The organism is Streptomyces sp. NPDC090119, assembly GCF_044747085.1.
In the GTDB taxonomy this organism is placed as follows: domain Bacteria; phylum Actinomycetota; class Actinomycetes; order Streptomycetales; family Streptomycetaceae; genus Streptomyces.
The window spans coordinates 994,797-1,018,892 of the sequence record NZ_JBIVDK010000003.1 but is presented as its reverse complement, the minus strand read 5'-3'; the positions used below and the strand labels follow the sequence as shown (position 1 = coordinate 1,018,892).

The following is a 24,096-nucleotide window of genomic DNA, read 5'->3' as shown; positions in this document are numbered from 1 at the left end:
CGATGAGCGACACCGAAACCGACAAGAGCCAGGACCAGGAGGGACTCGGCGCGGCCGGGTCACAGCTGTCCACCGCGCCCGAGGAGGACACGACGGCGCTGCCGGGCCTCGGCGTCATCGGCTGGGCCCGCTGGTTCTGGCGGCAGCTGACCTCCATGCGGGTCGCGCTGCTGCTGCTCCTGCTGCTCTCCCTCGGCGCGATCCCCGGCTCGCTGATCCCGCAGACCGGCGCCGACGCCAGCAAGGTCGAGGCGTTCCGCGCGGCCCACACCACGATCGCGCCCGTCTACGACAAGCTCGGGCTGTTCCACGTGTACAGCTCGGTGTGGTTCTCCGCGATCTACATCCTGCTGTTCGTCTCCCTCATCGGCTGCATCGTCCCGCGCACCTGGCAGTTCATCGGCCAGCTCCGCGGCCGCCCGCCGGGCGCCCCCCGGCGCCTGGACCGGCTGCCCGCGTACACCACCTGGCGCACCACCGCCGACCCCGAGCAGGTCCGCGCGGACGCGCTCGCGCTGTTGAAGAAGCGCCGCTTCCGCGCGCACACCGCCGGTGACGCGGTCGCCGCCGAGAAGGGGTACCTGCGCGAGCTGGGCAACCTGGCCTTCCACATCGCGCTGATCGTGCTGCTGGTCGCCTTCGCCTCCGGCCAGCTGTTCAAGTCCGACGGCACCAAGCTGGTGGTCGAGGGCGACGGCTTCTCCAACGCGCTGCCGATGTACGACGACTTCAAGTCCGGCAGCCTGTTCCGCAACGACGACCTGGTGCCCTTCAGCTTCGACCTGAAGGACTTCAAGGGCACCTACGAGGTGTCCGGCCCCAACCGCGGCACCCCGCGCACCTTCCAGGCGAAGATCGACTACAGCGAGGGCGCGTACGGGAAGACCCGCTCCACGCTCGTCAAGGTCAACCAGCCCCTGAAGATCGACGACTCCAAGGTCTACCTGGTCAGCCACGGCTACGCGCCCGTCATCACCGTCCGCGACGGCAAGGGCAAGGTGGTCTATCAGGACGCCGTGCCGCTGCTCCCGCTGGACGGAAACGTCACCTCGCAGGGCGTCGTCAAGGTCATGGACGGCTACCACGACGCCAAGGGCGTCAAGGAGCAGCTCGGCATCCGGGCCTTCTTCCTGCCGACCTACGGCGGCGGCGCCAACGTCCTCTCCCAGTTCCCCGCGCTGCTGAACCCGGTGCTCAACCTGGAGCCGTACCACGGCGACCTCGGCGTCGACGCGATGCCGCAGAGCGTGTACCAGCTCGACAAGAAGCACATGAAGGGCTTCAAGGACGCCAAGGGCAAGCAGCTGCGGGTCAACCTCAGGCCGGGGCAGACCATGAAGCTGCCCGACGGAGCCGGGACCGTCACCTTCGGCAAGGACGTCAAGGAGTGGGCGGGCTTCCAGATCGTCCAGGAGCCGGGCGGTGTCTGGGCCCTGGGCGGCGCCGTCGTCGCGATCTTCGGCCTCGCCGCCTCCCTCTTCATCCAGCGCCGCCGGATCTGGGTGCGGGCCGTCACCGGCGCCGACGGGGTCACGGTGGTCGAGATGGCCGGGCTCGGCCGCAGCGAATCCGCCAAGCTCCCCGAGGAACTGGGCGCCCTCGCCGGAACCCTCTACGACCGGGCGCCGGGCGCCCCCGACACCCACGACGACACATCCCACGCCGTACCTGCCGAAGGGGCTGAGAAGTGACTCTCGCCGCCGCAACCGACCTCGCCGCCGCGACCAACGAGCATCTGGCGAGCATCAGCAACACGCTGGTCTACTCCTCGATGGCCGTGTACACGCTGGCCTTCTTCGCCTACATCGCCGAGTGGCTCTTCGGCAGCCGCAGCAAGGTGGGCCGCACGGCCGCCGCGCTCACCGCCGACACCAAGCCCGCCAAGGGCGCCCCGGCCGTCACCGTGAAGCAGGCGGGCGGCACCACCGTGCTGGAGCGCCCGCAGGTCGTCGTGCGCTCCGCCGCCGGTGCCCGTGACGTGCCGGACGGCCCCGGCGCCCACGGCGGCGACGTCCAGGGCGACATGTACGGCCGGATCGCCATCTCCCTCACCGTGCTCGCCTTCCTGGTGGAGCTGGCCGGTGTGGTCGCCCGCGCGGCCTCCGTGCAGCGCGCCCCCTGGGGCAACATGTACGAGTTCAACCTGACCATCTCCACGGTCGCGGTCGGCGTGTACCTGGGCCTGCTCGCGCTGAAGAAGAACGTCCGCTGGCTCGGCCTGTTCCTCATCACCACCGTCCTGCTGGACCTCGGTCTCGCGGTCACCGTGCTCTACACCGCCAGCGACCAGCTGGTCCCGGCGCTGCACTCGTACTGGCTGTACATCCACGTCTCCACCGCCATCTTCTGCGGCGCGGTGTTCTACGTCGGCGCGGTCGCCACGATCCTGTACCTCTTCAAGGACTCCTACGAGAACAAGCTGGAGAACGGCGGCACCCCGGGCACCTTCGCCCGCTCGGTGCTGGAGCGGCTGCCCGCCTCCGCCTCGCTGGACAAGTTCGCCTACCGGGTCAACGCGGCCGTCTTCCCGCTGTGGACGTTCACGATCATCGCGGGCGCCATCTGGGCGGGCGACGCCTGGGGCCGGTACTGGAACTGGGACCCCAAGGAGACCTGGTCCTTCATCACCTGGGTCGCCTACGCCTGCTACCTGCACGCCCGCGCCACCGCCGGCTGGAAGGGCCGCAAGGCCGCCTACCTGGCCCTGATCGCCTTCGGCTGCTGGCTGTTCAACTACTACGGCGTCAACATCTTCGTCAGCGGAAAGCACTCGTACGCGGGCGTGTGAGCGCCCGGTCGGTGACACTGGTGTCATGCACGGTTCCATCGAACAGGGCATGAGCCAGACCCACGGGAACACGCACATCCGGCACTTCCTGGTGCGGCTGCCGAGGTCCATGGAGGAGGTGTGGCCCGCGGTGGCCGCCGCCGAGGGCCTGTCCGCCTGGTGCACCCCGGTCGACGTGCTCGAACCCCGCCTCGACGGCACGGTCGCGCTGCGCGACCTGGGCGCCGGGCGGGTCACCGCCTGGGACGTGGACCGGGTCGCGGAGTACACCGTCGAGGGCGGCGGCAGGCTGCGGTTCCACCTCGAACGCGACGGCGAGGACGGCAGCACCCTGCGCTTCACCCACGAGTACCAGGGCGAGGGCGCGTCGGAGGCGGAGTGGCGGAACCGCTTCGAGCGGCTGATCGGCTACTGGGGATCAGACGAGCGGAGCGGTGAGCAGGTCCCGTAGCCGCTCCACGTACAGCCCCATGTTCTTCGCCGCCACGTCCGTGTCCGGGTGGCGGCTGGCCAGCCACAGGCCGTCGTGCAGCCGGTTGACCCACACGCACACCTGATCGCCGTACGACACCCGCAGCAGGGCGTGCGCGTTCTGTTCCGCCCAGCGGGACGCGCCCGGAATACCGCGGGTGTCGACGAACGAGACGATCGAGTACAGGTCCGGCGACGTCGGCTTGAAGTCCGCGCCGAGCAGGCTCAGCACCCGCGCCAGCGGCATCCGGGCCAGCGTGCGGTTGGCCTGGAGCTGCGCGCGCACCTCCCGCAGGGTGGCGGCCAGGTCGGGCGCGTGGCCGAGCGGCACCTCGATGGGGGCGCCCCCGACGAACCAGCCCACCGAGTCGTTCCACTGGGACTTCACCCGGGTGTGGAACGGCACCACCGTCCGGTACACCGACTGCTCGCCCAGCTCCTGCACGATCAGCGCGGTCGCCGCCAGCAGCCCGACCAGGCTGCCCCCGTACGGCCGGCAGTACGCCTCGAAGCGGGCCGCCGCCTCCGCGTCCACCAGCGGCTCGCAGATCATCCGCTGCGGCGGCAGCGGGCCGCCGGGCTCCACCCCCAGCTCGACCGGGAACGAGGGCAGCGTGCCGCCGCAGCGCCGGATGAACTCCCGCCAGCGGGCCACCGTCTCGTGCCCGCCGTCCAGCCGGTCGGCGTCCGCCCGCTCGATCTCGCAGAAGTCCACGTAACTGGCCGCCGGGGTCCGCACCACCGGCCCGCGCCCCTCCAGACCCGCGCTGTACAGCTCCTCGATCTCGGCCGGGATGCCGTGCAGCGAGTAGGCGTCCACATTGCTGTGGTCGAAGGCGAGGAAGACGGTGGCCGAGTCGTCCCGGACCACGGCCGCGTAGATCAGGTTGGGCCAGCGCAGAGCGTCCGCGACCGTGTCGAACCGGGACTGGAGATGGGCGGTCAGCGCGGCCGCGTCCGTGAAGTCGCCGGCCGCCTCCCGGTGCAGGGTGACGTCGTCGGCGTCCAGGGTGAAGCGGCGCAGCTCCTCGCCGTCCTCGCCCGCCCAGCGGAAGCCGCTGCGCAGCGTCTCGTGCCGGACCGTCCAGGCCCGCAGCGACTCCTGGAGCACATCGAGGTCGACCGGTCCCGGCAGGTCGAAGGAGGTGCCGAGCCAGGTCGGCACGAACAGGCCGTCCTCCCGGACGTGCCGGGCCGTCCGGATGTGCGACTCCTGGATGTAGGCGGGCGGCCGGGAGTCCTCCGGCAGCCCGTGCGCCGTGGCGACGGTCGCCGGACTCAGTGTCCACTCCACGAGCCGCCCCGGCCGGACCTCGCAGCGCTGGATGTCAGTGATTCGCACGCGTCTCCGATCGCAGAAGGGGACCCCGGTGTGGTGGGGCCCCCGTCAAGGGAATGCCGTCGCACGCGGTGGAGACATGCCCGCGCGGGGCTTTTCAGCGGAACGGATGGCGGGCCGAACGCGTGACCGTGCGCCCCTCGCGCCCTTCAGACCCCGATGGCTCCGATGTCTTCGTGCCACAGCTCGGGGTTCCGCGCGGCGAACTCCCGCATCAGCGCGGCGCACTCCGGATCGTCCAGCAGCACGACCTCCACCCCGAGCCCGGCCAGCCACGCGTGCCCGCCGCTGAAGGTCCCCGCCTCCCCGACCACGACCCGTGAGATCCCGAACTGCCGCACCAGACCCGAGCAGTACCAGCACGGCGAGAGCGTGGTCACCATGGTCGTCCCCCGGTACGAGCGCCGCCGCCCCGCGTCCCGGAAGGCCGCCGTCTCGGCGTGCGTCGCCGGGTCCCCGTCCTGCACCCGCCGGTTACGGCCCCGCCCGAGCAGCTCCCCGTCCGGGCCGTAGAGCGCGGCCCCGATCGGGATGCCGCCCTCCGCGCCTCCCGCCCGCGCCTCCGCGACGGCGGTACGCAGCCACTCCCGCGCCTGCTCCAGCTCCATGGGGGCCCTCACTCCGTGTCCGGCTCGTCCTTCTTCAGGGAGCGCAGGAAGTCCGGGTTGTCGTCGGGCGCCACCCAGGTCGGCGCCGGGCCGGACGGCTGGCGGACCTTGCCGGTGATCAGCCAGGCCAGCGGGCCGATCAGGACCTCGCCGAAGAGCAGCACGATGAACACCCAGGCCACCTTCGGCAGGTGGCGGACCTCGTCCTCGGGGGTGTTCAGACAGTCCACGAACGCGTAGATCCACAGCGCCAGGACCAGCAGGAACGGCAGATACCTGAGCATGGTCGCGCGATCTCCTTCACGGTGTGGACGGCCCCGGTGACCGGGTCAGCGTAGCCGGTGGCCGATACTGGGACACATGGCTTACGACGATCTTCGCTCCCTCCTCCGGGCGCTGGAGCGCGAGGGAGACCTCAAGCGCATCAAGGCCGAGGTCGACCCATATCTGGAGGTCGGTGAGATCGTCGACCGGGTACAGAAGGCCGGCGGACCGGCGCTGCTCTTCGAGAACGTCAAGGGCTCCGCGATGCCCCTGGCGATGAACGTCTTCGGCACCGACCGCCGCCTGCTCAAGGCGCTCGGGCTGAAGTCGTACGCGGAGATCTCCGACAAGATCGGTGGACTGCTGCGGCCCGAGCTGCCGCAGGGCTTCGTCGGCGTCCGCGAGGCGTTCGGCAAGCTCGGCGCGATGGCGCACGTACCGCCGAAGAAGGTCAAGGGCGACCACGCGCCCGTCCAGGAGGTCGTCCTCACCGGTGACGACGTGGACCTGGACATGCTCCCGGCCCTGTTCACCTGGCCGAAGGACGGCGGCTCCTTCTTCAACCTGGGGCTGACCCACACCAAGGACCCCGACACCGGCGTCCGCAACCTCGGCCTGTACCGGCTCCAGCGGCACGACAAGCGCACCATCGGCATGCACTGGCAGATCCACAAGGACAGCCGGAACCACTACGCGGTCGCCGCCCGCCGCGGTGAGCGCCTCCCGGTCGCCATCGCCTTCGGCTGCCCGCCCGCCGTCACCTACGCCTCCACCGCGCCGCTGCCCGGCGACATCGACGAGTACCTGTTCGCCGGGTTCATCGCGGGCAAGCGGATCGAGATGGTCGACTGCAAGACCGTGCCGCTGCAGGTCCCGGCCAACGCCGAGGTCGTCATCGAGGGCTGGCTGGAGCCCGGCGAGATGCTCCCCGAGGGCCCCTTCGGCGACCACACCGGCTTCTACACCCCGCAGGAACCGTTCCCCGCGCTGAAGATCGACTGCGTGACGATGCGGAAGCGGCCGCTGCTCCAGTCGATCGTGGTCGGCCGTCCGCCCACCGAGGACGGGCCGCTCGGCCGGGCCACGGAGCGCTTCTTCCTGCCGCTGCTGAAGATCATCATCCCGGACATCGTGGACTACCACCTCCCCGAGGCGGGCGGCTTCCACAACTGCGCGATCGTCTCGATCGACAAGAAGTACCCGAAGCACGCGCAGAAGGTGATGTCCGCGATCTGGGGCGCGCACATGATGTCCCTGACCAAGCTGATCGTGGTCGTCGACTCCGACTGCGACGTGCACGATCTGCACGAGGTCGCCTGGCGGGCGCTGGGCAACACCGACTACGCCCGCGACCTGGTGGTCGCCGAGGGCCCCGTCGACCATCTCGACCACGCCTCCTACCAGCAGTTCTGGGGCGGCAAGGCGGGGATCGACGCGACGAAGAAGCTGCCCGAGGAGGGCTACACCAGGGACGGGGGCTGGCCGGAGATGGTCCTGTCCGACCCCGCCACGGCGGCGCTGGTCGACCGGCGCTGGAAGGAGTACGGACTGTGAGCACCCCTTCTGCTGCCGCGCTCCCGCAGCCGGGGCGCACCAGAGCCTTCCTGCGCCTGGTGATGATCGAGCACTCGGTCTTCGCGCTGCCCTTCGCCTACATCGCCTCGCTCACCGCCATGTACCAGTGGGACAAGAACATCCACTGGGCGCGGCTGCTGCTGGTCACCATCTGCATGGTCGGCCTGCGCACCTTCGCCATGGCGGTCAACCGGATCATCGACCGCGAGATCGACGCCCGGAACCCGCGCACCGCCCAGCGCGAGCTGGTCACCGGCGCGATGTCGGTCCGGCACGCGTGGACCGGCGCGCTGATCGCGCTGGTCGTCTTCCTCGGCACGGCCGCCCTGCTGAACCCGCTGTGCCTGGCGCTGGCGCCCATCGCGGTGATCCCGATGGTGGTCTATCCGTACGGCAAGCGGTTCACCAACTTCCCGCAGGCCATCCTCGGCATCGCGCAGGCGATGGGCCCGGTCGGCGGCTGGCTGGCGATCTCCGGCACCTGGTCCTGGGACGCGGTGATCCTGGGTCTCGCGGTCGGCATCTGGATCGGCGGCTTCGACCTCATCTACGCCTGCCAGGACGTGGAGACCGACCGCGAGGTCGGCGTGAAGTCGGTCCCGGCCCGCTTCGGCATCCCGGCCGCGATCTGGGGCGCGCGGGCCTGCCACACCATCACGATGGCCCTGTTCGCCTGGTACGCGGTCCTCACCCACGCGGGCCCGTTCTTCTGGCTGGGTCTGGTCGTTGTCGCGGGCGCCTTCGTCTACGAGCACCGCATCGTCCGCCCGCACGATCTTTCGCGGTTGAACAGGGCCTTCTTCACGGTGAACGGTGCGATCGGTATCGCGTTGTTCGTATGCGCGCTGCTCGACCTGCTTACCCGTGGGCTCACGCCCTGACTCGATCGAGTGATCGAGCGGCGAAGGCGGGAGCGGGAGTCAGCAGAGCGGCTAGCTTCGTGACATTCCCCGCCAGGGCGGGGGTGATCCGCCGTTCACGTGCAAGAACGCCCGGTTCAGGCGGTTGTCCCCGCCGACGCGGGGTAGGGTCCGGCATCCTCGTAACTCCTGCGAGGATGCCGGACCTTCGCTGTCACGCGGGTTCGGAGCCGCTGGGCACCCACCCGGCCTGAGCACCGTGCGTCACGCCGGTACTCTCAAGGTGTGAACGCAGGACAAACGCAGCGCGTGCCTTGGATCGTGGGGGTTTCGGGGGCTTCCGGGACGCCGTACGCGGCGGCGGTGCTGCGGGCGCTGCTGGACGCCGGGGAGGATGTCGACCTGGTGGTCAGCCGGGCCTCGCGGCTGACGCTGCTGGACGAGACGGGGATCTCGTTCCGGGACGCCCACTGGCGCGAGGACCTGGGGGACTGGCTGGCGCGCGGCGCCGACGGCAAGCCGGACACCTTCGAGGCGGACCTCGGCCGGGTGCGGTACTGGAACGCGGGCGACCTCGCGGCGGGACCGTCCTCGGGGTCGTACCCGGTCAAGGGCATGCTGATCGTGCCCGCGTCGACCGCGTGCGTCGCGGGGGTGGCCCTCGGGCTGTCCAAGGACCTGCTGCAGCGGGCGGCGAGCGTGACGCTGAAGGAGCGCAGGCCGCTGGTGGTGGCGGTGCGCGAGACCCCGCTGAACGGGCAGACCCTGCGCCAGCTCGTCGCGCTGGACGACGCCGGGGCGAGCGTGGTCCCGGCCTCCCCGGCCTTCTACGCGGGCGCCACCCACATCCAGCACCTGGTGGACTTCGTCGCCGGGCGGGTGCTGGACGCGGCGGGCGTGGAGCACGGCCTGTACCGGCGCTGGAAGGGCGAGCTCGGCGGCGCGCGGGACGAGTAGGCGTGCAGGGCAAGTAGCGGTACCTCACATCAGTACGGCGAATTTCACATCGGAAGGCTTCGATCGCATGGACGCGGTGGACAGGCAGCTCATCCAGGCCCTGAGGGAGAACGGCCGGGCCTCGTACGCGGAGCTGGGGCGCCTCGTCGGCCTGTCGGGACCCAGCGTCACCGACCGCATCAACCGGCTGGAGGCGGCCGGTGTCATCACCGGTTACCGCGCCACGGTGGACGCGGCCTCGCTGGGCCTCGGGGTCACCGCGCTGATCGGCATCTCGCTGTCCGACGCCGCCGACCACGAGGACGTGGCGCGCAGGCTGAAGGACCTCACCGAGATCGAGGACTGCTGGTTCATCGCCGGTGACGACTCCTTCATGCTCAAGGTCCGCTCCTCCGACGTGGACGGTCTGGAGAAGACGATCCGCAGGCTGAGCGGCACCAAGGGCGTCTCCCGCACCCGCACCACGATCGTGCTCTCCACCAAGTGGGAGAACCGGGTCGGGGAGCTGCCGGAAGAGGTGTAGCCGCGGGGGGAACGCGGGTTCGGGGGAGTACGGTTGGTCAGGTTGTCGTGGAAAGGTGTGGGTATGGACGTCGGACTCAAGCGCGAGCTGGAGGACAAGGTCCGCTCCGGTGAGCGGCTGACCCGTGTGGACGGCATCGCGCTCTACGAGTCGGACGACCTGGCGTGGCTCGGTGGCCTCGCCCATGAGGTGCGTACGCGCAAGAACGGCGACGTGGTCCACTTCAACGTCAACCGTCACCTCAACATGACCAACGTGTGCACGGCGTCCTGCGCCTACTGCTCGTTCCAGCGCAAGCCGGGCGAGAAGGACGCGTACACGATGCGCATCGAGGAGGCCGTGAAGCTGGCCAAGGCGATGGAGTCGGAGAACCTCACCGAGCTGCACATCGTCAACGGCCTGCATCCGAACCTGCCGTGGCGCTACTACCCGCGCTCGCTGAAGGAACTGAAGGCCGCGCTGCCGAACGTCTCGCTGAAGGCGTTCACGGCCACCGAGATCCACCACTTCGAGACGATCTCCGGGCTGAGCGCGAGCGAGATCCTGGACGAACTGATCGACGCCGGTCTGGAGTCGCTGACCGGCGGCGGCGCCGAGATCTTCGACTGGGAGGTCCGGCAGCACATCGTGGACCACCGCACCCACTGGGAGGACTGGTCCCGTATCCACCGGCTGGCGCACGAGAAGGGTCTGAAGACCCCGTGCACCATGCTGTACGGGCACATCGAGGAGCCCCGGCACCGGGTGGACCACGTGCTGCGGCTGCGCGAACTCCAGGACGAGACCGGCGGTTTCCAGGTCTTCATCCCGCTGCGCTACCAGCACGACTTCGTGGACATGAAGGACGGCAAGGTCCGCAACCGCCTCCAGGCGCGCACCCAGATGGCGACCGGCGCGGAGGCGCTGAAGACGTTCGCCGTCTCCCGGCTGCTGTTCGACAACGTGCCGCACGTCAAGGTGTTCTGGGTGATGCACGGTGTGCAGACCGCCCAGCTCGCCCTGCAGCACGGCGCGGACGACATGGACGGCTCGGTCGTCGAGTACAAGATCACGCACGACGCGGACAACTACGGCACGCCGAACAAGCTGACCCGCGAGGACCTGCTCGACCTGATCCGCGACGCGGGCTTCCGCCCGATGGAGCGGAACACCCGGTACGAGATCATCCGCGAGTACGACGGCCCGGACCCGCTGCGCCGCGAGACCCCGCAGGCGATGCGCGTCTGACGGCACGGATGTTGGTTGAGCCGGGGCCAGGGTAAGGATTACCTTGGCCCCGTGGCTCTTACCTTCACCCTGGACCCCGCCGTCACCCCCGACCTGCGGGACGGCCTGCTCGACCTGTGGGCGGACGTCACCAACGCGGGCGGCGCCGTCGGCTTCACCGCTCCCGTCACCCGCGAGGACATACGGCCCGAACTGGTCCGCTCGCTGGCCCGGTTCGCCCAGGGGCACAGCAGGCTGCTGGTCGGACATGATGAGGAGGGGCGGGTCGCCGCGAGCGCCTTCCTCACCTTCAACAGCCACCGGCTGATGACCCACTGGCTGTGGCTCTACACGGTGATGGTCCACCCCAAGCACCAGGGCCAGGGGTACGGCCGCGATCTGCTGGCGGCCGCCGCCGACGCCGCGCGCGGCTTCGACGGCATCGAGTCGATCCGGCTCGGCTGCCGGGGCGGCCTCGGCCTGGAGCGCTTCTACGCCTCCTGCGGCTACCGTGAGGTGGGCCGGGTGCCGGGCGCCATCCGGGTCGGCCCCGGCGAGTACCGGGACGACGTCACGATGCTGCTGGACCTCGGCTGAGCCCACTCAACCCCCCGTCAAGATCGGGTGCGGCGCGTGCTTCACTGGACGGTGGACGTCTTTGGGTACGTCTTCGGGCCATAACGACACGGAAGAGTGGATTGAGATGCTCCGCTACACGCTGATGCGCCTCGGCGTCTTCGCCGGCTGCCTCGTGGTCGCCTGGGGAGCCGTCTACTCCGGCATCTTCCCGCGCGGCTTCGGTGCCTCCAACTTCTTCTGGGTCGTGCTGCTCGCCATGGTGCTCTCGGCGCCGATCAGCTGGGTGGTGCTGCGCAAGGAGCGCGACCGGGCCTCCGTCCAGGTCGTCGGCCGGGTGGACCGGATGAAGGCCAACCTGGAGGCCAGCCGCAGCCAGGAGGACACGGCCGAGGCGTCGCACCAGGCTTCCTGAGCCGAAGCCGGGCTCGCCGACCCCGGCGGGGCCGGGCTTCCTGACCTCGGGCCGGGCTTCCTGACTCCGCCCGCGAAGCGGAACATCCCTCACGAAACCTCCGGGACTGCACACACCCGGCGCGGGACCACCGCCCGGTGCGCACAGGGTCACCACAGGTGCCTCGTACGATCGCCAGCCTGAACGGCGGCGCACCGGGTCCACGGAAGGCCGCCGTGAACGCCCCGGTGCGCGGGGCGCGTATGTCATGCAGCAAGCCGTACACCGCTGCACGTCCCAGGAGCCGCCCGTGACCGCCCTGTACCCCAACGCCCCCGTCTCGGCCGCCCCGCACGTCTCGGCCCTCGACTACGACGGCCGCCCCGTGCTGGTGGAGCCCGAGATCCGGCGCCTGGACGGGGCCGTGTGCGAGGTGGCGGTGCCGCCGTTCGCGCCCCCGGTGACGCACGGCTCGCTGGCCGACCTGCCGTTCGACAACGCCGAGGCCGCGCCCGGCGCGATCGTGCTGAGCCGGAAGAACGCCTCCGGCGAGTGGGAGGACGTGACCGCGGAGCGGTTCGCCGCCGAGGTGCTGGCGGTGGCGCGCGGGCTGGTCTCGGAGGGGCTGATGCCCGGCGAGCGGATCGCCGTCATGGCCCGTACCCGCTACGAGTGGACGCTGCTGGACTTCGCCGCGTGGGCGGCCGGTCTGGTCACCGTGCCCGTCTACCCGACCTCCTCCGTCTACCAGACCCGCTGGATACTCCAGGACTCCGGCGCCGTCGCCCTCATCACCGAGACCACCGCCCAGGGCGCCGCCATCGCCCCGGAACTGTCCCAGCTCCCCGGGCTGCGGCACGTGTGGGTCATCGACGAGGGACATGTGGAGCTGCTCGCCGAGGCGGGCGCCGGGACACCGGACGGCGAGGTCGCGGTACGCCGCGGCATGCTGGGCCCCGACACGCTCGCCACCCTGATCTACACCTCGGGCACCACCGGCCGCCCCAAGGGCTGCGCCCTCTCGCACGGCAACTTCTTCGCCGAGGTCGACAACGCCATCGAGCTGCTCCACCCGGTCTTCAAGGCGACCACCGGCGACGAGGCGTCGGTGCTGCTGTTCCTGCCGATGTCCCACGTCTTCGGCCGCATGGTCGCCATCGCCTGCGTCCGCGCCCGGGTCCGCCTGGGCCACGCGCCCAGCCTCAAGCCCGAGCATCTCCTCCCGGACCTGGCCGCTTTCCGCCCGACCTGTCTGCTGACCATCCCGTACATGCTGGAGAAGGTGTACAACACCGCCCGCGCGAAGGCCGAGGTGAGCGGCAAGGTCGCCGCCTTCGACCGGGCCGCGGCCACCGCCGTGCGCTACGGCGAGGCGCTGGAGGCCCGCCAGACCGGCACCGGCAGCGGTCCGGGCGCCGCCCTGAAGGCGAGCCGTTCCTTCTTCGACCCGCTCGCCTACCGCAAGCTGCGCGCCGCCATGGGCGGCAGGGTCCGCTACGCCATCTGCGGCGGCTCCCCCCTGGGCCGCCGCCTGGCCGCCTTCTACGCGGGCGCGGGCATCGAGATCTTCGAGGGGTACGGCCTCACCGAGTCCACCGGTGCGACCACCGTCACCCCGCCCCTCAAGCCCCGCCTCGGCACCGTCGGCTGGCCGCTGCCCGGCACCCGGGTCCGGATCGCGGCCGACGGCGAGATCCTGCTCTCCGGCGACCACGTACTGCGCGGCTACTGGGACCAGCAGGCGGGCGGTGTCGTCCCCGCGACCCGCGACGGCTGGCTCGCCACCGGCGACCTGGGTGAGCTGGACGACGACGGCTACCTCACCATCACCGGCCGCAAGAAGGAGCTGCTGATCACGGCGGGCGGCAAGTCGGTGGCCCCGGCCCCGCTGGAGAACTGGCTGCGCCAGCACCCCCTGATCTCCCATTGCCTCCTCGTCGGCGACGGCCGCCCCTACATCGGCGCGCTCATCACCCTGGACCCGGACGGCCTGGCCCACTGGCGCCAGATGAACGGCAAGCACCCGGTCCCGGCCGAACTCCTCGTCGGTGACCCGGACTTGACCGCCGTGCTGTGGGACGCCGTGGAGCAGGCCAACCAGCTCGTCTCCCGCCCCGAGTCCATCCGCCGCTTCACCGTGCTGCCCGGCGACTTCACCGAACACACCGGCCACCTCACCCCGTCCATGAAGCTCCGCCGCGCCCGCATCCTGCGGGACTACGCGGACGCGGTGGAGGGTCTGTACGAGGGATCGGGTCAGATCACCGGGCCCTGATCGGGGCCGAGTTGAGCCAGCAGGCACGCCTGCGGGACGGGTTCGGTGGGGCCCGGCGCGCGGACCGTACGGGACGTGACGGCGAACCCGGCCTCCTCCAGCAGCGCGGCCATCCGGTCCGGGTCGCGGCGCAGGAAGTCGAGGCTGACCGGATGCCCCCACGGCTGGTCGTGGCGCCGGGGTTCGTCGCCCGCCTGGAAGGCCAGCAGCAGCCGGCCGCCCGGCGCCAGCACGCGGCGGAACTCCGCGAACAGCGCGGGCAGTTGCTCCACCGGGGTGTGGATGCTGGAGTACCAGGAGACGACACCGGCCAACTCCCCGTCGGGGAGGTCCAGTTCCAGCATGGAGCCTTGCTCGAAGCGCAGACCGGGGTTCTCGCGGCGGGCGACGGCCAGCATGGCGGGGGAGAGGTCGAGCCCGAACACGTCGAGCCCCTCGGCGGCGAGGAACCCGGTGACCCGGCCCGGCCCGCACCCCAGGTCGGCCACGGCCGCACCCGCCCCCACCAGCTCCGCGAACACGCGCAGCAGGGCCCGGTCGAGGGGCTGGGAGATGTGGGCGTCCCGGAAATGATCGGCGTAGTCCTCGGCGATGGCGTCGTAGAACGTCCGGGTGGCGGCGAGGAAGTCGGGGGAGACGGAGGAGTCGGTCATGCGGAGCGACCCTAGGGGGTTCCGATCACTTCCCGCGGCCGTTCGGGGAGATCTCCGGGACCGTAATTCGCACGCCTCCGGCGGCCATTGCGCGGCGCGCCAGGCGCGGAATGCGCCCCGAATTCATCGAAAGGCCATGACAAGGAAGGTCATGACAAAAGGCAGGAGCCCCGTCGCCGGAAGGCGTGGGGCTCCTTGGGTACTGCACTCAGATTCTGCGCTCAGGCAGTGATCAGACGGGGGTGACGTTCTCCGCCTGCGGACCCTTCGGGCCCTGGGTCACGTCAAAGTTCACCTGCTGGTTCTCCTCGAGGGAGCGGAAGCCGGTGGCGTTGATCGCGGAGTAGTGAACGAAGACGTCGGGGCCGCCGCCCTCCTGGGCGATGAAGCCAAAGCCCTTTTCGGCGTTGAACCACTTAACGGTTCCGGTAGCCATAAGCCCTCCTTGGGCCCAAAAGGGTTGCCCTGCTCCAGAACCTGCAAGTGCGAACGGTGCTGCACGACTGCATTCATCTGAAAACGACGAGAGCCCGCGGTCACATGCTCCGCAGGCTCTGTACTGCAAGGGAAACCAAACTGCAACTTGCGGCGAGCCTAGCACGCAGGCCACCGAAAGCAATAGAGGTCAAGATCACGTCACCCGAATGTTTGAACCCCTTCCCGGGCGCCCCGACGACGGCCCGGTCGGGGCAACGTAACGCAAGGGGTCTAGTCTCGCGATGTGGACAATTCTCGCACCCGGCCGCGCGTCGGCCACATCCAGTTCCTCAACTGCCTGCCCCTGTACTGGGGGCTCGCGAGAACCGGCACGCTCCTCGACTTCGAGCTGACCAAGGACACCCCGGAGAAGCTCAGCGAGCAGCTGGTGCGCGGTGATCTCGACATCGGTCCGATCACGCTCGTGGAATTCCTGCGCAACGCCGGTGACCTGGTCGCCTTCCCGGATATCGCGGTGGGCTGCGACGGCCCCGTGATGTCCTGCGTGATCGTCTCGCAGGTGCCCCTGGACGAGCTCGACGGCGCGCGTGTCGCCCTCGGCTCCACCTCGCGGACCTCGGTCCGGCTGGCCCAGCTGCTGCTGGCCGAGCGGTACGGGGTGCGGCCGGAGTACTACACCTGCCCGCCCGACCTGAGCCTGATGATGCAGGAGGCGGACGCCGCCGTCCTCATCGGTGACGCGGCCCTGCGCGCCAACCTGCTGGACGCGCCGCGCTACGGCCTCCAGGTGCATGACCTGGGCGCGCTGTGGAAGGAGTGGACGGGCCTGCCGTTCGTCTTCGCGGTGTGGGCCGCACGGCGCGATTACGCCGAACGCGAGCCGGAGATCACCCGCCAGGTGCACGAGGCGTTCCTCGCCTCCCGCAACGTCTCCCTGGACGAGGTCGGCAAGGTCGCCGAGCAGGCCGCCCGCTGGGAGGCGTTCGACGAGGCGACCCTGGAGCAGTACTTCACCACCCTGGACTTCTCCTTCGGCCCCGCGCAGCTGAAGGCGGTGGCGGAGTTCGCCCGCCGCGTCGGCCCCACGACGGGCTTCCCGGCGGACGTGAAGGTGGAACTGCTCGGGGCGTAATCACTACGCTGCGAGGGCGCGGCTTTACGGGGGAGCCCGCGGGGGAGGGGTCGCCATGCAGCCGCTCGGAGCGGACGAACCGGCCGCCGTCGGACCGTACCGGCTGCTGGGCCGGCTCGGCTCCGGGGGCATGGGCCGGGTCTACCTGGGGCGCAGCGCGGGCGGCCGTACCGTCGCGGTGAAGATCGTCCACCCCGAGTACGCGCGGGACGAGGAGTTCCGGGCGCGCTTCCGCCGCGAGGTGACGGCCGCGCGCCGGGTCGGCGGCGCCTGGACCGCCCCCGTGCTCGACGCCGACCCGGACGCCCCGGTGCCCTGGGCCGCCACGGCGTACGCGGCGGGCCCCTCGCTCACCCAGGCGGTGACCGCCCACGGCCCGCTGCCCCAGCACACCGTGCGGGCGCTCGGCGCGGGCCTCGCCGAGGCGCTGGCCACCGTGCACGCGCTGGACCTCGTCCACCGGGACGTGAAGCCGTCCAACGTGCTGCTCACCCTGGACGGCCCGCTGCTCATCGACTTCGGCATCGCCCGCGCCACCGAGGGCACCGCCTCCCTCACCGCGACCGGCGCCTCCGTCGGCTCACCCGGCTACATGGCCCCCGAACAGATCCTGGGCGGCCGGGTCACCGGCGCGGCGGACGTCTTCTCCCTGGGCGCGGTCCTCGCCTACGCGGCGACCGGCAACCCGCCCTTCCCCGGCGACTCCTCGGCGGCCCTGCTCTACAAGGTGGTCCACGAGGAGCCGGAACTCGGTTCACTGGATGGTGAGTTGCGCGAGATCGCGGCCGCCTGCCTGGCGAAGAACCCCGCCCCGCGCCCCACCCCCACCGACATCGCCCGCCGACTCGCCCCGCAGGGCGCCGCCACCGTGATGGCAGGGGGCTGGCTCCCCGGCGCCCTGGTCGAGCAGGTCAGCAGGAGCGCGGTCCAGATCCTCAACCTGGAGGGGTCCGCCGACGACGCCCCGTCGGGCCCGGTGGACTTCAGCAGCCCGGCGGTGACGGGGGCGTTCGGCCCGGCGCCGGTGATGACCCCGGCCGTGGCCGCGGACACGGCCCCCGGCAAGGTGAGCGTGAGCCTGGCGGCGACATCGGCACCCGGCGCGACGGGCCGCGGCCGCCGGGTGAGCTGCACGGTGGCCCTCGCGGTGGCAGGCGCGCTGGCGGCGATCTCCCTGGGCGTCACGACGTGGCTGCACCCCGGCTCCCACGACGGCAACGACACGGCGGGCAGCGCCCCGGCCCACTCCGCGCCGGCCGACCGCGCGGGCGCGATCCCGGCCCGCTACCTGGGCACCTGGGAGGGCAAGGCGACCGGCCTGGGCGGCGCGCTCCCCATGGGCACCTTCCGCGTCACGGTCCACCAGGCGACGGTGGGCAAGGAGCTGGGCAACCTCCGCCAGACGGACCAACTGGGCGGGACCTGCGTGGACATCCTCACCCTGAAACAGGTGAACTCCACCCGTCTGCTGGCCACTTCGACCGGCGCCAGGACCAACCACAAGGGCTGCGACCCCGCCCCGCACGACGTTGAGCTGACCCCCACCGGCGACGACCTGACGTACACCTCCACCAGCGCGGCCGAGGGCAACCCCGAGGCCCGCCTGTCCAAGGTGACGGACGATGACTGACCTGCTCCCGGCAGCACTGGCCGCCCTGTGGGGCGCGCTGACGGGCGCCCTGCTCCCGAGAGCCGCGTACCGCTTCACGACCCCCCAGGGCACCCCCTGGCGCACGACATGCGAGGCGGACCACCCGTTGCCCGGCTGGCTGGGCACGACCCCGTGCCCCGCCTGCCCCCGCAGAACAGCGCCCACCCTCCCCCTCCTCACCGCAGTGATCTGCACCCTCCTGGCCCTGGCAACGGGCCCCCGCCCGGAACTGGCGGCTTGGCTGACGGTGACCCCCGTAGCAACCCTCCTGACCACGGTGGACCTCCGCGTCCACCGCCTCCCGGACCCCCTGACCCTCCCCCTCACCCCGGCGGTCCTGACGTTGCTGGCCCTGGCGACGAGACTCCCCGACCACACCGGCACCTACCGCACGGCCCTCTACGGAGCCCTGACCCTGGGCGCCGCCTACCTGGCCCTCCACCTCCTCAACCCCTCCGGCATGGGCTTCGGAGACGTGAAACTCGCCCCGGCCCTGGGCGCGGCCCTCGGCTGGTACGGCTGGCCGACCCTGCTGCTCGGCACGTTCGCCACCTTCACGACAGGCGCCCTCTACAGTGCGGCCCTCCTCCTCACCCGCCGAGCCACCCGCAAGTCGGCGATCCCTTTCGGCCCCTTCCTCCTGACGGGCACCTTGCTGGGCGTACTGGCGGGCGCGTACACCTCCTGACATGACCAGGTCCCTGGCCGAAACGGCCCGAGCAGCCCTCCACCGACAGCCGGCCGAGGGGGTGGCCGACGTCTGGACGGACGGCGACCTCGGCTTCGTACTCCTCCTGCACCGCAGGAAGGACGGCGTGATGGCCGAGGAGCTGTACTACGCCCTGCGCACGGAGGACGGCACCTGGGACCGCCCGGAACACCTGAGCGGCGGCCCTCTGGGCCTGGACCCGCACGACCCCACCACCGTCACCAGGGCACTCGCGGACGAGCCGATCCGCGTCCTCGGCGCATCCGAGACCCTGCTGTACACGGGCCGGGGCCAGGGGGACGGCTACGAGACGGCGCACATCCGGTACCTCCTGATCACGGACGAAGCCGACTCGCTCCGGACGGACGCCACCCACCGGACGGACAGCACCCACCGAGAGGCGACGAGCCCCCTGAAACTGCTGATCCTCTTCCCGGGCCAGAGCGCACACGTAACGGCGATACGCGACGCACGACCCCTGGGCGCCCCCCCTGACCCTCAGCGCCCCCGCACAGCCTGAAGTCGGTTGATCCAAGACGCTGGCGTAGGCTGACTGAGTCCGTCCACAACCCTTGACGAAAGGGACGCCCGGTGACCGAGAAGGCCGAACTCGCTTCTTTGGATGTCGCAGCCGTGCTGGACCGAGCCGCAGCGGGCGGACGCATCACGCCCGAGGAAGCGCTCGTCCTCTACCGCGACGCCCCCCTGCACGCGCTCGGCGCGGCCGCCGACGCCGTGCGCCGCCGCAAGTACGCGGGCATCGAGCACATCGCGACGTACATCATCGAGCGCAACATCAACTACACGAACGTGTGCGTCACGGCGTGCAAGTTCTGCGCCTTCTACGCGGCCCCGAAGGACACCAAGAAGGGCTGGACCCGCGACCTCGACGACATCCTGCGCCGCTGCGCGGAGACGGTCGAACTGGGCGGCACCCAGATCATGTTCCAGGGCGGCCACCACCCTGACTTCGGCGTCGAGTACTACGAGTCGCACTTCAAGGCGATCAAGGACGCGTTCCCCCAGCTGGTCATCCACTCCCTCGGTGCGTCCGAGGTCGAGCACATGGCCCGCATCTCCAAGGTCTCGGTGGAAGAGGCCATCACCCGCATCCACCAGGCGGGCCTGGACTCCTTCGCAGGCGCTGGCGCGGAACTCCTCCCGGCCCGCCCCCGCAAGGCCATCGCGCCCCTCAAGGAGAGCGGCGAACGCTGGCTGGAGATCATGGAGACGGCCCACAACCTGGGCGTGGAGTCGACGTCCACCATGCTCATGGGCACGGGCGAGACGAACGCCGAGCGCATCGAGCACCTGCGCATGATCCGGGACGTGCAGGACCGTACGGGCGGCTTCCGGGCCTTCATCCCGTACACCTACCAGCCCGAGAACAACCACCTGAAGGGCCGCACGCAGGCGACGCTCTTCGAGTACCTGCGCATGATCGCCATCGCCCGCCTGTTCATGGACAACGTCCAGCACATCCAGGGCTCGTGGCTGACCACGGGCAAGGAGGTGGGCCAGCTGTCGCTGCACTACGGCGCGGACGACCTGGGCTCGATCATGCTGGAGGAGAACGTGGTCTCCTCGGCAGGCGCGAAGCACCGCAGCAACCGCCTGGAGATCATCGACCTGATCCGCAAGGCAGGCCGCACCCCGGCGCAGCGAGCGACGACCTACGAACACCTCGTGGTCCACGACGACCCGGCGAACGACCCGTTGGACGACCGCGTGGTCTCGCACATCTCCTCGACGGCGATCGAGGGCGGCACGGCCCACCCCGAACTGAAGCTGATCGCCTCCAACTAGCCGCACAGTGCTGACACTTCACGTAGCAGAGAACTCCCCGGAGACCGCGGTCCTGGTCGAGGGCGCAACGGTGGCAGCCGTAGCCCCGTACGAAGATCTGACCGCGGCCGTCCCTCAGGCCAGGGTCCGCAACTGGCCCGGCATCCTCACACCGGGCCTCCTCAACCCGTACGCCCCGGAACTCCTGGAAGCGACGTACCACCCGGACCCCAGGGAGGCGGAGACCCTGGGCACGGACCCGATCACGGGAGAACGCGCACAGGCGCTCTTCCGCAGGGACCCGACCCGCCTGGGCGCGAGCGCACGCAGGGGCGTACAACGCATGCTGGCGCACGGCACGGTGGCGGTGGCAGGCGACCTGCGCACGCGCACGGTGCAGGACGTCGTACGCAGAGCAAACCTGGCCATAGGCCAACGCCCCCCTCGCCTGCCGGGCCCCCCATCCCTCTCCCCGACCCCCCTGATCCTCATGCCGCCGCTGAAGCGGGGAGCCGTGGCCAGGTTCGCCGTGTTCGACGTGGCGACGCGCGACGAACTGGTGAAGCGAGGCGCGAGCACCTGCGTGGCGACGGTGATCGAGGGCCGACTGGTCCACCGAAGCCGCTGACCGAGACGGCGGGACGGCCGAAGACGGCGCGGAGGGGACGTGTCGGGGGGTGTCCGCCCGCAGCGGCCGGCGAGAAGGCAAGTCCAGCGCATCGTAGAAACAGAAGTCGCCGGACCGAGGACGGATACCCCCCGGCGCGGCCCCGCCCCACGACGCACGGACCCGGCACCCCCACCGAACGGAATCCCGGCGACCGAGCCTGCAACAATGACGGGGTGACCCGCGCTTCCCTGAACAAGCAGCCGCACGAAGTCGCCGAGATGTTCGACGACGTGGCGGAACGGTACGACCTGACGAATGACGTGCTGTCGCTCGGCCAGGACCGGCGCTGGCGCAAGGAGGTGGCGAAGGCGGTCGACGCGCGCCCCGCGCAGAAGGTCCTGGACCTGGCCGCGGGCACGGCGACCTCGTCCCTGCCCTTCGCCCGCACGGGCGCCTACGTGGTCCCCTGCGACTTCTCCCTGGGCATGCTCCAGGTGGGCAAGAAGAAGTACCCGTGGCTCCCGATCACAGCGGGAGACGCCACGAAACTCCCGTTCAAGGATGACACCTTCGACGCGGTGACGATCTCCTTCGGCCTGCGCAACGTCCAGGACACCGACGCCGCGCTGCGCGAGCTGTACCGGGTGACGAAGCCCGGCGGCAGGGTGGTGATCTGCGAGTTCTCGCACCCCACGTGGACCCCGTTCCGCACGGTGTACACGGAGTACCTGATGCGGGCGCTCCCCCCGGTGGCCCGCTCGGTGTCGTCGAACCCGGACGCGTACGTGTACCTGGCGGAATCCATCCGAGCCTGGCCGAACCAGCCCGCGCTGGCGGAGAAGCTGCAGAAGGCTGGCTGGCAAAAGGTGGCGTGGCGAAACCTGACGGGCGGAGTGGTGGCCCTGCACAGGGGCTTCAAGCAGCTCTGAAAGAACCGCCCCCGCCCCACCCGCCCGCACACCTCACCGCCCGATCACCTCGAACGCGTCCCCAGGCTCCCCGAGTTCCCGCTGAAGCCCCCCGGAGGGCGGCGCGGGAAGCCGGGGCTCCCGCACACCCCCACCCCCTTCACCGTCCCCGAGGTCGAACCACACGTAGACCATCGAGTCGGGCGGAACCTCGGCACCGGCGGGCGGATACTGCCGCACCACGTACTCGACGACCACACGCGGGAGTTCGGGCCGGTCGGGCGAGTTGAGAAACAGCCCCCGCGAGCGAGCGGCCTCGCGGGCGTCGACAGCCATGAGCCCGACCAGCCGAGGCACTCGCACCTCGGACGTTCTGGGTGGAATTCGCACTGATGTCACCCCCAGTGGTACTGGAAGGGTAACTCCGCCGAGGCGACCCCGGAAGTGAAAGCTGTCTTTCCGTGACATTGAACTACGGAAAGTCACAACTCAAGGGCGTAGCAATGCCCTTCCCGCTCGGAAGAGGGAGTGACGAACCGCTCGGAGAGCCGCATCCCCAGCCGCTGGGCAACAGCGATGGACCGCTCGTTCTCGGCGTCGACCATGGCGACCACCCGCCGAACCCCAGCGGAACGAACCCGCTCAAGACAATCCTGAGCGGCGACAGACGCGTACCCAAGACCCCAGTGCGCCCGCCCGAGCCGCCACCCGATCTCGATCTCCCCGACGGGCCCCCACGCGTGCGGCCACGGCTGAGCCCCGGTGAACCCCACGACGTCCCCCGAGGGGTCGAGCACGGACCACAGACAGAACCCCAGCTCAGCATCGTGCCGCCGCTGCCGAGCGGTGAGTTCCTCGTACACGGACAGCTCGGCGGCCCGCCCCCCGTGGAACCGCATGACCTCGGGATCGGCGAAGACCCGGTGCCAGACGAAGGCGTCCTCGTCGGTGGGCACACGCAGCCGTACTACGGGGTGAGTTCGGTTCACGGAGCAGCCCTTCAGCCGGTTGATCAATTCTGCTGAATAGACTGCCTGTGTCCAGTGCCCGTCGGCACGAAGATTCACAAGCTGGGGAGAACCCGCCGTGACTGAGCCCCTCTCCGACAACACCGCAGACGTGATCGTCGTGGGGGCGGGGCCGGCCGGCTCCACCACCGCCTACCACCTCGCCAAGGCCGGACTCGACGTCCTGCTGCTGGAGAAGACCGAGTTCCCGAGGGAGAAGGTCTGCGGCGACGGCCTGACCCCGCGCGCGGTCAAGCAGCTCGTGGCCATGGGCATCGACATCTCCGAGGAGGCGGGCTGGCTGCGCAACAAGGGCCTGCGCATCATCGGCGGCGGCTCCCGGCTCCAGCTGGACTGGCCGGATCTCGCCTCCTACCCGAACTTCGGCCTGGTGCGGAAGCGCGACGACTTCGACGAGCAGCTGGCGAGGCAGGCGCAGAAGGCGGGCGCCCGCCTCTTCGAACTCTGCAATGTCAGCGGACCGATCATCGACGACCGTACGGGCCGGATCACGGGCGTGACGGCGAAGCTGGGCGACGACAAGCGCCCGGTGACCTTCCACGCACCGCTCGTGGTCGCGGCGGACGGCAACTCCACCAGGCTCTCCCTGGCGATGGGCCTGCACCGCCGTGAGGACCGCCCGATGGGCGTCGCGGTGCGCACGTACTTCGAGTCGCCGAGGCACGAGGACGACTACCTGGAGTCCTGGCTGGAGCTGTGGGACCGCCGGGGCGCCCAGGACCGGCTGCTGCCGGGCTACGGCTGGATCTTCGGCATGGGCGATGGCACGTCCAACGTCGGCCTCGGCGTGCTGAACACGTCCGACTCCTTCAAGGAGCTGGACTGGCGCGAGGTGCTGAAGGCGTGGTGCGCGTCGATGCCGGAGGAGTGGGGCTACACCCCGGAGCACATGACGGGCCCGATCCGGGGCGCGGCCCTGCCGATGGCCTTCAACCGCCAGCCGCACTACACCAAGGGCTTCCTGCTGGTCGGCGACGCCGGCGGCATGGTGAACCCCTTCAACGGCGAGGGCATCGCCTACGCCATGGAGTCCGCCCAGCTCGCCGCCGACGTCATCGTGCAGGCCCACGCCCGCCCGACCCCGGCCACCCGCGAGATCGCCCTCCAGCGCTACCCGCGCGTCCTGAAGGACACCTACGGCGGCTACTACACCCTCGGCCGCGCCTTCGTGAAGCTCATCGGCAACCCCAAGGTCATGCAGATCGGCGCCCAGCGCGGCCTGACCCACCCCATCCTGATGAAGTTCGTCCTCAAGCTCCTCGCCAACCTCACAGACCCCACGGGCGGCGACGCCATGGACCGAGTCATCAACGGCCTGACGAAGGTGGCCCCGAAGGCGTAGTGAG

At 70.5% G+C, this 24,096-nt stretch carries 26 protein-coding genes; 19 read left to right on the top strand and 7 right to left on the bottom strand.

Features of this window, described 5'->3' with window-relative positions; all coding sequences use genetic code 11:
- The first annotated feature begins 2 nt into the window (after positions 1-2).
- Genes ACIPPM_RS17520 through ACIPPM_RS17510 form a run of 3 tightly spaced genes read left to right on the top strand, consistent with a single transcriptional unit; the run spans position 3 to position 3,239 of the window.
- Positions 3-1,691 (top strand): cytochrome c biogenesis protein ResB, encoded by a 1,689-nt coding sequence (locus ACIPPM_RS17520; protein ID WP_401448357.1) that lies wholly within the window; start codon positions 3-5, stop codon positions 1,689-1,691.
- Positions 1,688-2,788 carry a c-type cytochrome biogenesis protein CcsB gene (gene ccsB / locus ACIPPM_RS17515; RefSeq protein WP_401448354.1) on the top strand — a complete coding sequence of 367 codons (1,101 nt, stop codon included), beginning with the start codon at positions 1,688-1,690 and terminating at the stop codon, positions 2,786-2,788. Before ACIPPM_RS17520 ends, ccsB begins: the two co-directional genes overlap by 4 nt.
- A gap of 25 nt (positions 2,789-2,813) precedes the next feature.
- Positions 2,814-3,239, top strand: coding sequence for a hypothetical protein (locus ACIPPM_RS17510; protein ID WP_401448351.1), 426 nt, complete (start codon positions 2,814-2,816; stop codon positions 3,237-3,239).
- Here the strand turns inward: ACIPPM_RS17510 and ACIPPM_RS17505 are convergent.
- From ACIPPM_RS17505 to ACIPPM_RS17495, 3 genes are all read right to left on the bottom strand, one after another.
- Entirely contained in the window at positions 3,207-4,601 is a 1,395-nt protein-coding gene (locus ACIPPM_RS17505; RefSeq protein ID WP_401448349.1) for a condensation domain-containing protein, read from the bottom strand. The genes ACIPPM_RS17510 and ACIPPM_RS17505 overlap by 33 nt on opposite strands.
- 146 nt (positions 4,602-4,747) lie before the next feature.
- Positions 4,748-5,206, bottom strand: a complete 459-nt coding sequence (locus tag ACIPPM_RS17500) for a nucleoside deaminase (protein WP_401448347.1) — start codon at positions 5,204-5,206, stop codon at positions 4,748-4,750.
- Positions 5,207-5,214: 8 nt separating this feature from the next.
- A complete protein-coding gene (locus ACIPPM_RS17495; protein WP_393606949.1) occupies positions 5,215-5,490 on the bottom strand; it encodes a PLD nuclease N-terminal domain-containing protein in 276 nt (91 codons plus the stop codon).
- A gap of 76 nt (positions 5,491-5,566) precedes the next feature.
- On the opposite strand from ACIPPM_RS17495, the gene ACIPPM_RS17490 reads away from it, so the two are divergent.
- From ACIPPM_RS17490 to ACIPPM_RS17455, 8 genes are all read left to right on the top strand, one after another.
- Positions 5,567-7,024 carry a menaquinone biosynthesis decarboxylase gene (locus tag ACIPPM_RS17490; protein WP_401448344.1) on the top strand — a complete coding sequence of 486 codons (1,458 nt, stop codon included), beginning with the start codon at positions 5,567-5,569 and terminating at the stop codon, positions 7,022-7,024.
- Positions 7,021-7,926 (top strand): menaquinone biosynthesis prenyltransferase MqnP, encoded by a 906-nt coding sequence (mqnP, locus tag ACIPPM_RS17485; RefSeq protein WP_401448342.1) that lies wholly within the window; start codon positions 7,021-7,023, stop codon positions 7,924-7,926. The genes ACIPPM_RS17490 and mqnP overlap by 4 nt, the downstream gene beginning before the upstream one ends.
- 288 nt (positions 7,927-8,214) lie before the next feature.
- On the top strand, positions 8,215-8,862 hold the full coding sequence (locus ACIPPM_RS17480) for a UbiX family flavin prenyltransferase (RefSeq protein ID WP_401448340.1): 648 nt from the start codon (positions 8,215-8,217) through the stop codon (positions 8,860-8,862).
- Positions 8,863-8,929: 67 nt separating this feature from the next.
- Positions 8,930-9,385: an Lrp/AsnC family transcriptional regulator gene (locus tag ACIPPM_RS17475; protein WP_018543802.1), complete on the top strand. Its 456-nt coding sequence runs from the start codon at positions 8,930-8,932 to the stop codon at positions 9,383-9,385.
- Positions 9,386-9,448: 63 nt separating this feature from the next.
- On the top strand, positions 9,449-10,612 hold the full coding sequence (mqnE, locus tag ACIPPM_RS17470) for an aminofutalosine synthase MqnE (RefSeq protein ID WP_401448338.1): 1,164 nt from the start codon (positions 9,449-9,451) through the stop codon (positions 10,610-10,612).
- A gap of 51 nt (positions 10,613-10,663) precedes the next feature.
- Complete coding sequence (locus tag ACIPPM_RS17465; RefSeq protein WP_393599176.1) at positions 10,664-11,188, top strand: GNAT family N-acetyltransferase; 525 nt, start codon at positions 10,664-10,666, stop codon at positions 11,186-11,188.
- A gap of 106 nt (positions 11,189-11,294) precedes the next feature.
- Positions 11,295-11,582 carry a DUF4229 domain-containing protein gene (locus ACIPPM_RS17460; protein ID WP_401448334.1) on the top strand — a complete coding sequence of 96 codons (288 nt, stop codon included), beginning with the start codon at positions 11,295-11,297 and terminating at the stop codon, positions 11,580-11,582.
- Positions 11,583-11,871: 289 nt separating this feature from the next.
- Positions 11,872-13,836 (top strand): AMP-dependent synthetase/ligase, encoded by a 1,965-nt coding sequence (locus ACIPPM_RS17455; protein WP_401448332.1) that lies wholly within the window; start codon positions 11,872-11,874, stop codon positions 13,834-13,836.
- Here ACIPPM_RS17455 and ACIPPM_RS17450 read toward each other — a convergent pair.
- Positions 13,818-14,489, bottom strand: coding sequence for a class I SAM-dependent DNA methyltransferase (locus ACIPPM_RS17450; RefSeq protein ID WP_401448331.1), 672 nt, complete (start codon positions 14,487-14,489; stop codon positions 13,818-13,820). The genes ACIPPM_RS17455 and ACIPPM_RS17450 overlap by 19 nt on opposite strands.
- A gap of 232 nt (positions 14,490-14,721) precedes the next feature.
- Positions 14,722-14,925 (bottom strand): cold-shock protein, encoded by a 204-nt coding sequence (locus ACIPPM_RS17445; protein ID WP_030813734.1) that lies wholly within the window; start codon positions 14,923-14,925, stop codon positions 14,722-14,724.
- Positions 14,926-15,210: 285 nt separating this feature from the next.
- Here ACIPPM_RS17445 and ACIPPM_RS17440 point away from each other — a divergent pair, with 285 nt between their 5' ends.
- The 7 genes from ACIPPM_RS17440 (at position 15,211) to ACIPPM_RS17410 (ending at position 21,743) form a co-directional block, all read left to right on the top strand.
- A complete protein-coding gene (locus ACIPPM_RS17440) occupies positions 15,211-16,059 on the top strand; it encodes a menaquinone biosynthetic enzyme MqnA/MqnD family protein (protein ID WP_401448330.1) in 849 nt (282 codons plus the stop codon).
- Positions 16,060-16,114: 55 nt separating this feature from the next.
- Positions 16,115-17,689, top strand: a complete 1,575-nt coding sequence (locus ACIPPM_RS17435; protein ID WP_401448328.1) for a serine/threonine-protein kinase — start codon at positions 16,115-16,117, stop codon at positions 17,687-17,689.
- Positions 17,682-18,398, top strand: coding sequence for a prepilin peptidase (locus ACIPPM_RS17430; RefSeq protein ID WP_401448325.1), 717 nt, complete (start codon positions 17,682-17,684; stop codon positions 18,396-18,398). Before ACIPPM_RS17435 ends, ACIPPM_RS17430 begins: the two co-directional genes overlap by 8 nt.
- A 1-nt stretch (position 18,399) precedes the next feature.
- Complete coding sequence (locus ACIPPM_RS17425) at positions 18,400-18,939, top strand: hypothetical protein (RefSeq protein ID WP_401448323.1); 540 nt, start codon at positions 18,400-18,402, stop codon at positions 18,937-18,939.
- A 71-nt stretch (positions 18,940-19,010) separates the two neighbouring features.
- Positions 19,011-20,225, top strand: a complete 1,215-nt coding sequence (mqnC, locus tag ACIPPM_RS17420; protein ID WP_401448320.1) for a cyclic dehypoxanthinyl futalosine synthase — start codon at positions 19,011-19,013, stop codon at positions 20,223-20,225.
- A gap of 7 nt (positions 20,226-20,232) precedes the next feature.
- Positions 20,233-20,832 carry a hypothetical protein gene (locus tag ACIPPM_RS17415; protein WP_401448318.1) on the top strand — a complete coding sequence of 200 codons (600 nt, stop codon included), beginning with the start codon at positions 20,233-20,235 and terminating at the stop codon, positions 20,830-20,832.
- A 215-nt stretch (positions 20,833-21,047) separates the two neighbouring features.
- The gene (locus ACIPPM_RS17410) at positions 21,048-21,743 is read left to right on the top strand and encodes a demethylmenaquinone methyltransferase (RefSeq protein WP_401448316.1); all 696 of its coding nucleotides are present in this window, start codon (positions 21,048-21,050) and stop codon (positions 21,741-21,743) included.
- 33 nt (positions 21,744-21,776) lie between these two features.
- On the opposite strand, the gene ACIPPM_RS17405 is transcribed toward ACIPPM_RS17410, so the two are convergent.
- A complete protein-coding gene (locus ACIPPM_RS17405; RefSeq protein WP_401448314.1) occupies positions 21,777-22,085 on the bottom strand; it encodes a PASTA domain-containing protein in 309 nt (102 codons plus the stop codon).
- Positions 22,086-22,204: 119 nt separating this feature from the next.
- Positions 22,205-22,711, bottom strand: a complete 507-nt coding sequence (locus tag ACIPPM_RS17400) for a GNAT family N-acetyltransferase (protein WP_401448312.1) — start codon at positions 22,709-22,711, stop codon at positions 22,205-22,207.
- A 97-nt stretch (positions 22,712-22,808) separates the two neighbouring features.
- On the opposite strand from ACIPPM_RS17400, the gene ACIPPM_RS17395 reads away from it, so the two are divergent.
- Positions 22,809-24,092: a geranylgeranyl reductase family protein gene (locus ACIPPM_RS17395; protein ID WP_401448309.1), complete on the top strand. Its 1,284-nt coding sequence runs from the start codon at positions 22,809-22,811 to the stop codon at positions 24,090-24,092.
- Positions 24,093-24,096: the final 4 nt, after the last annotated feature.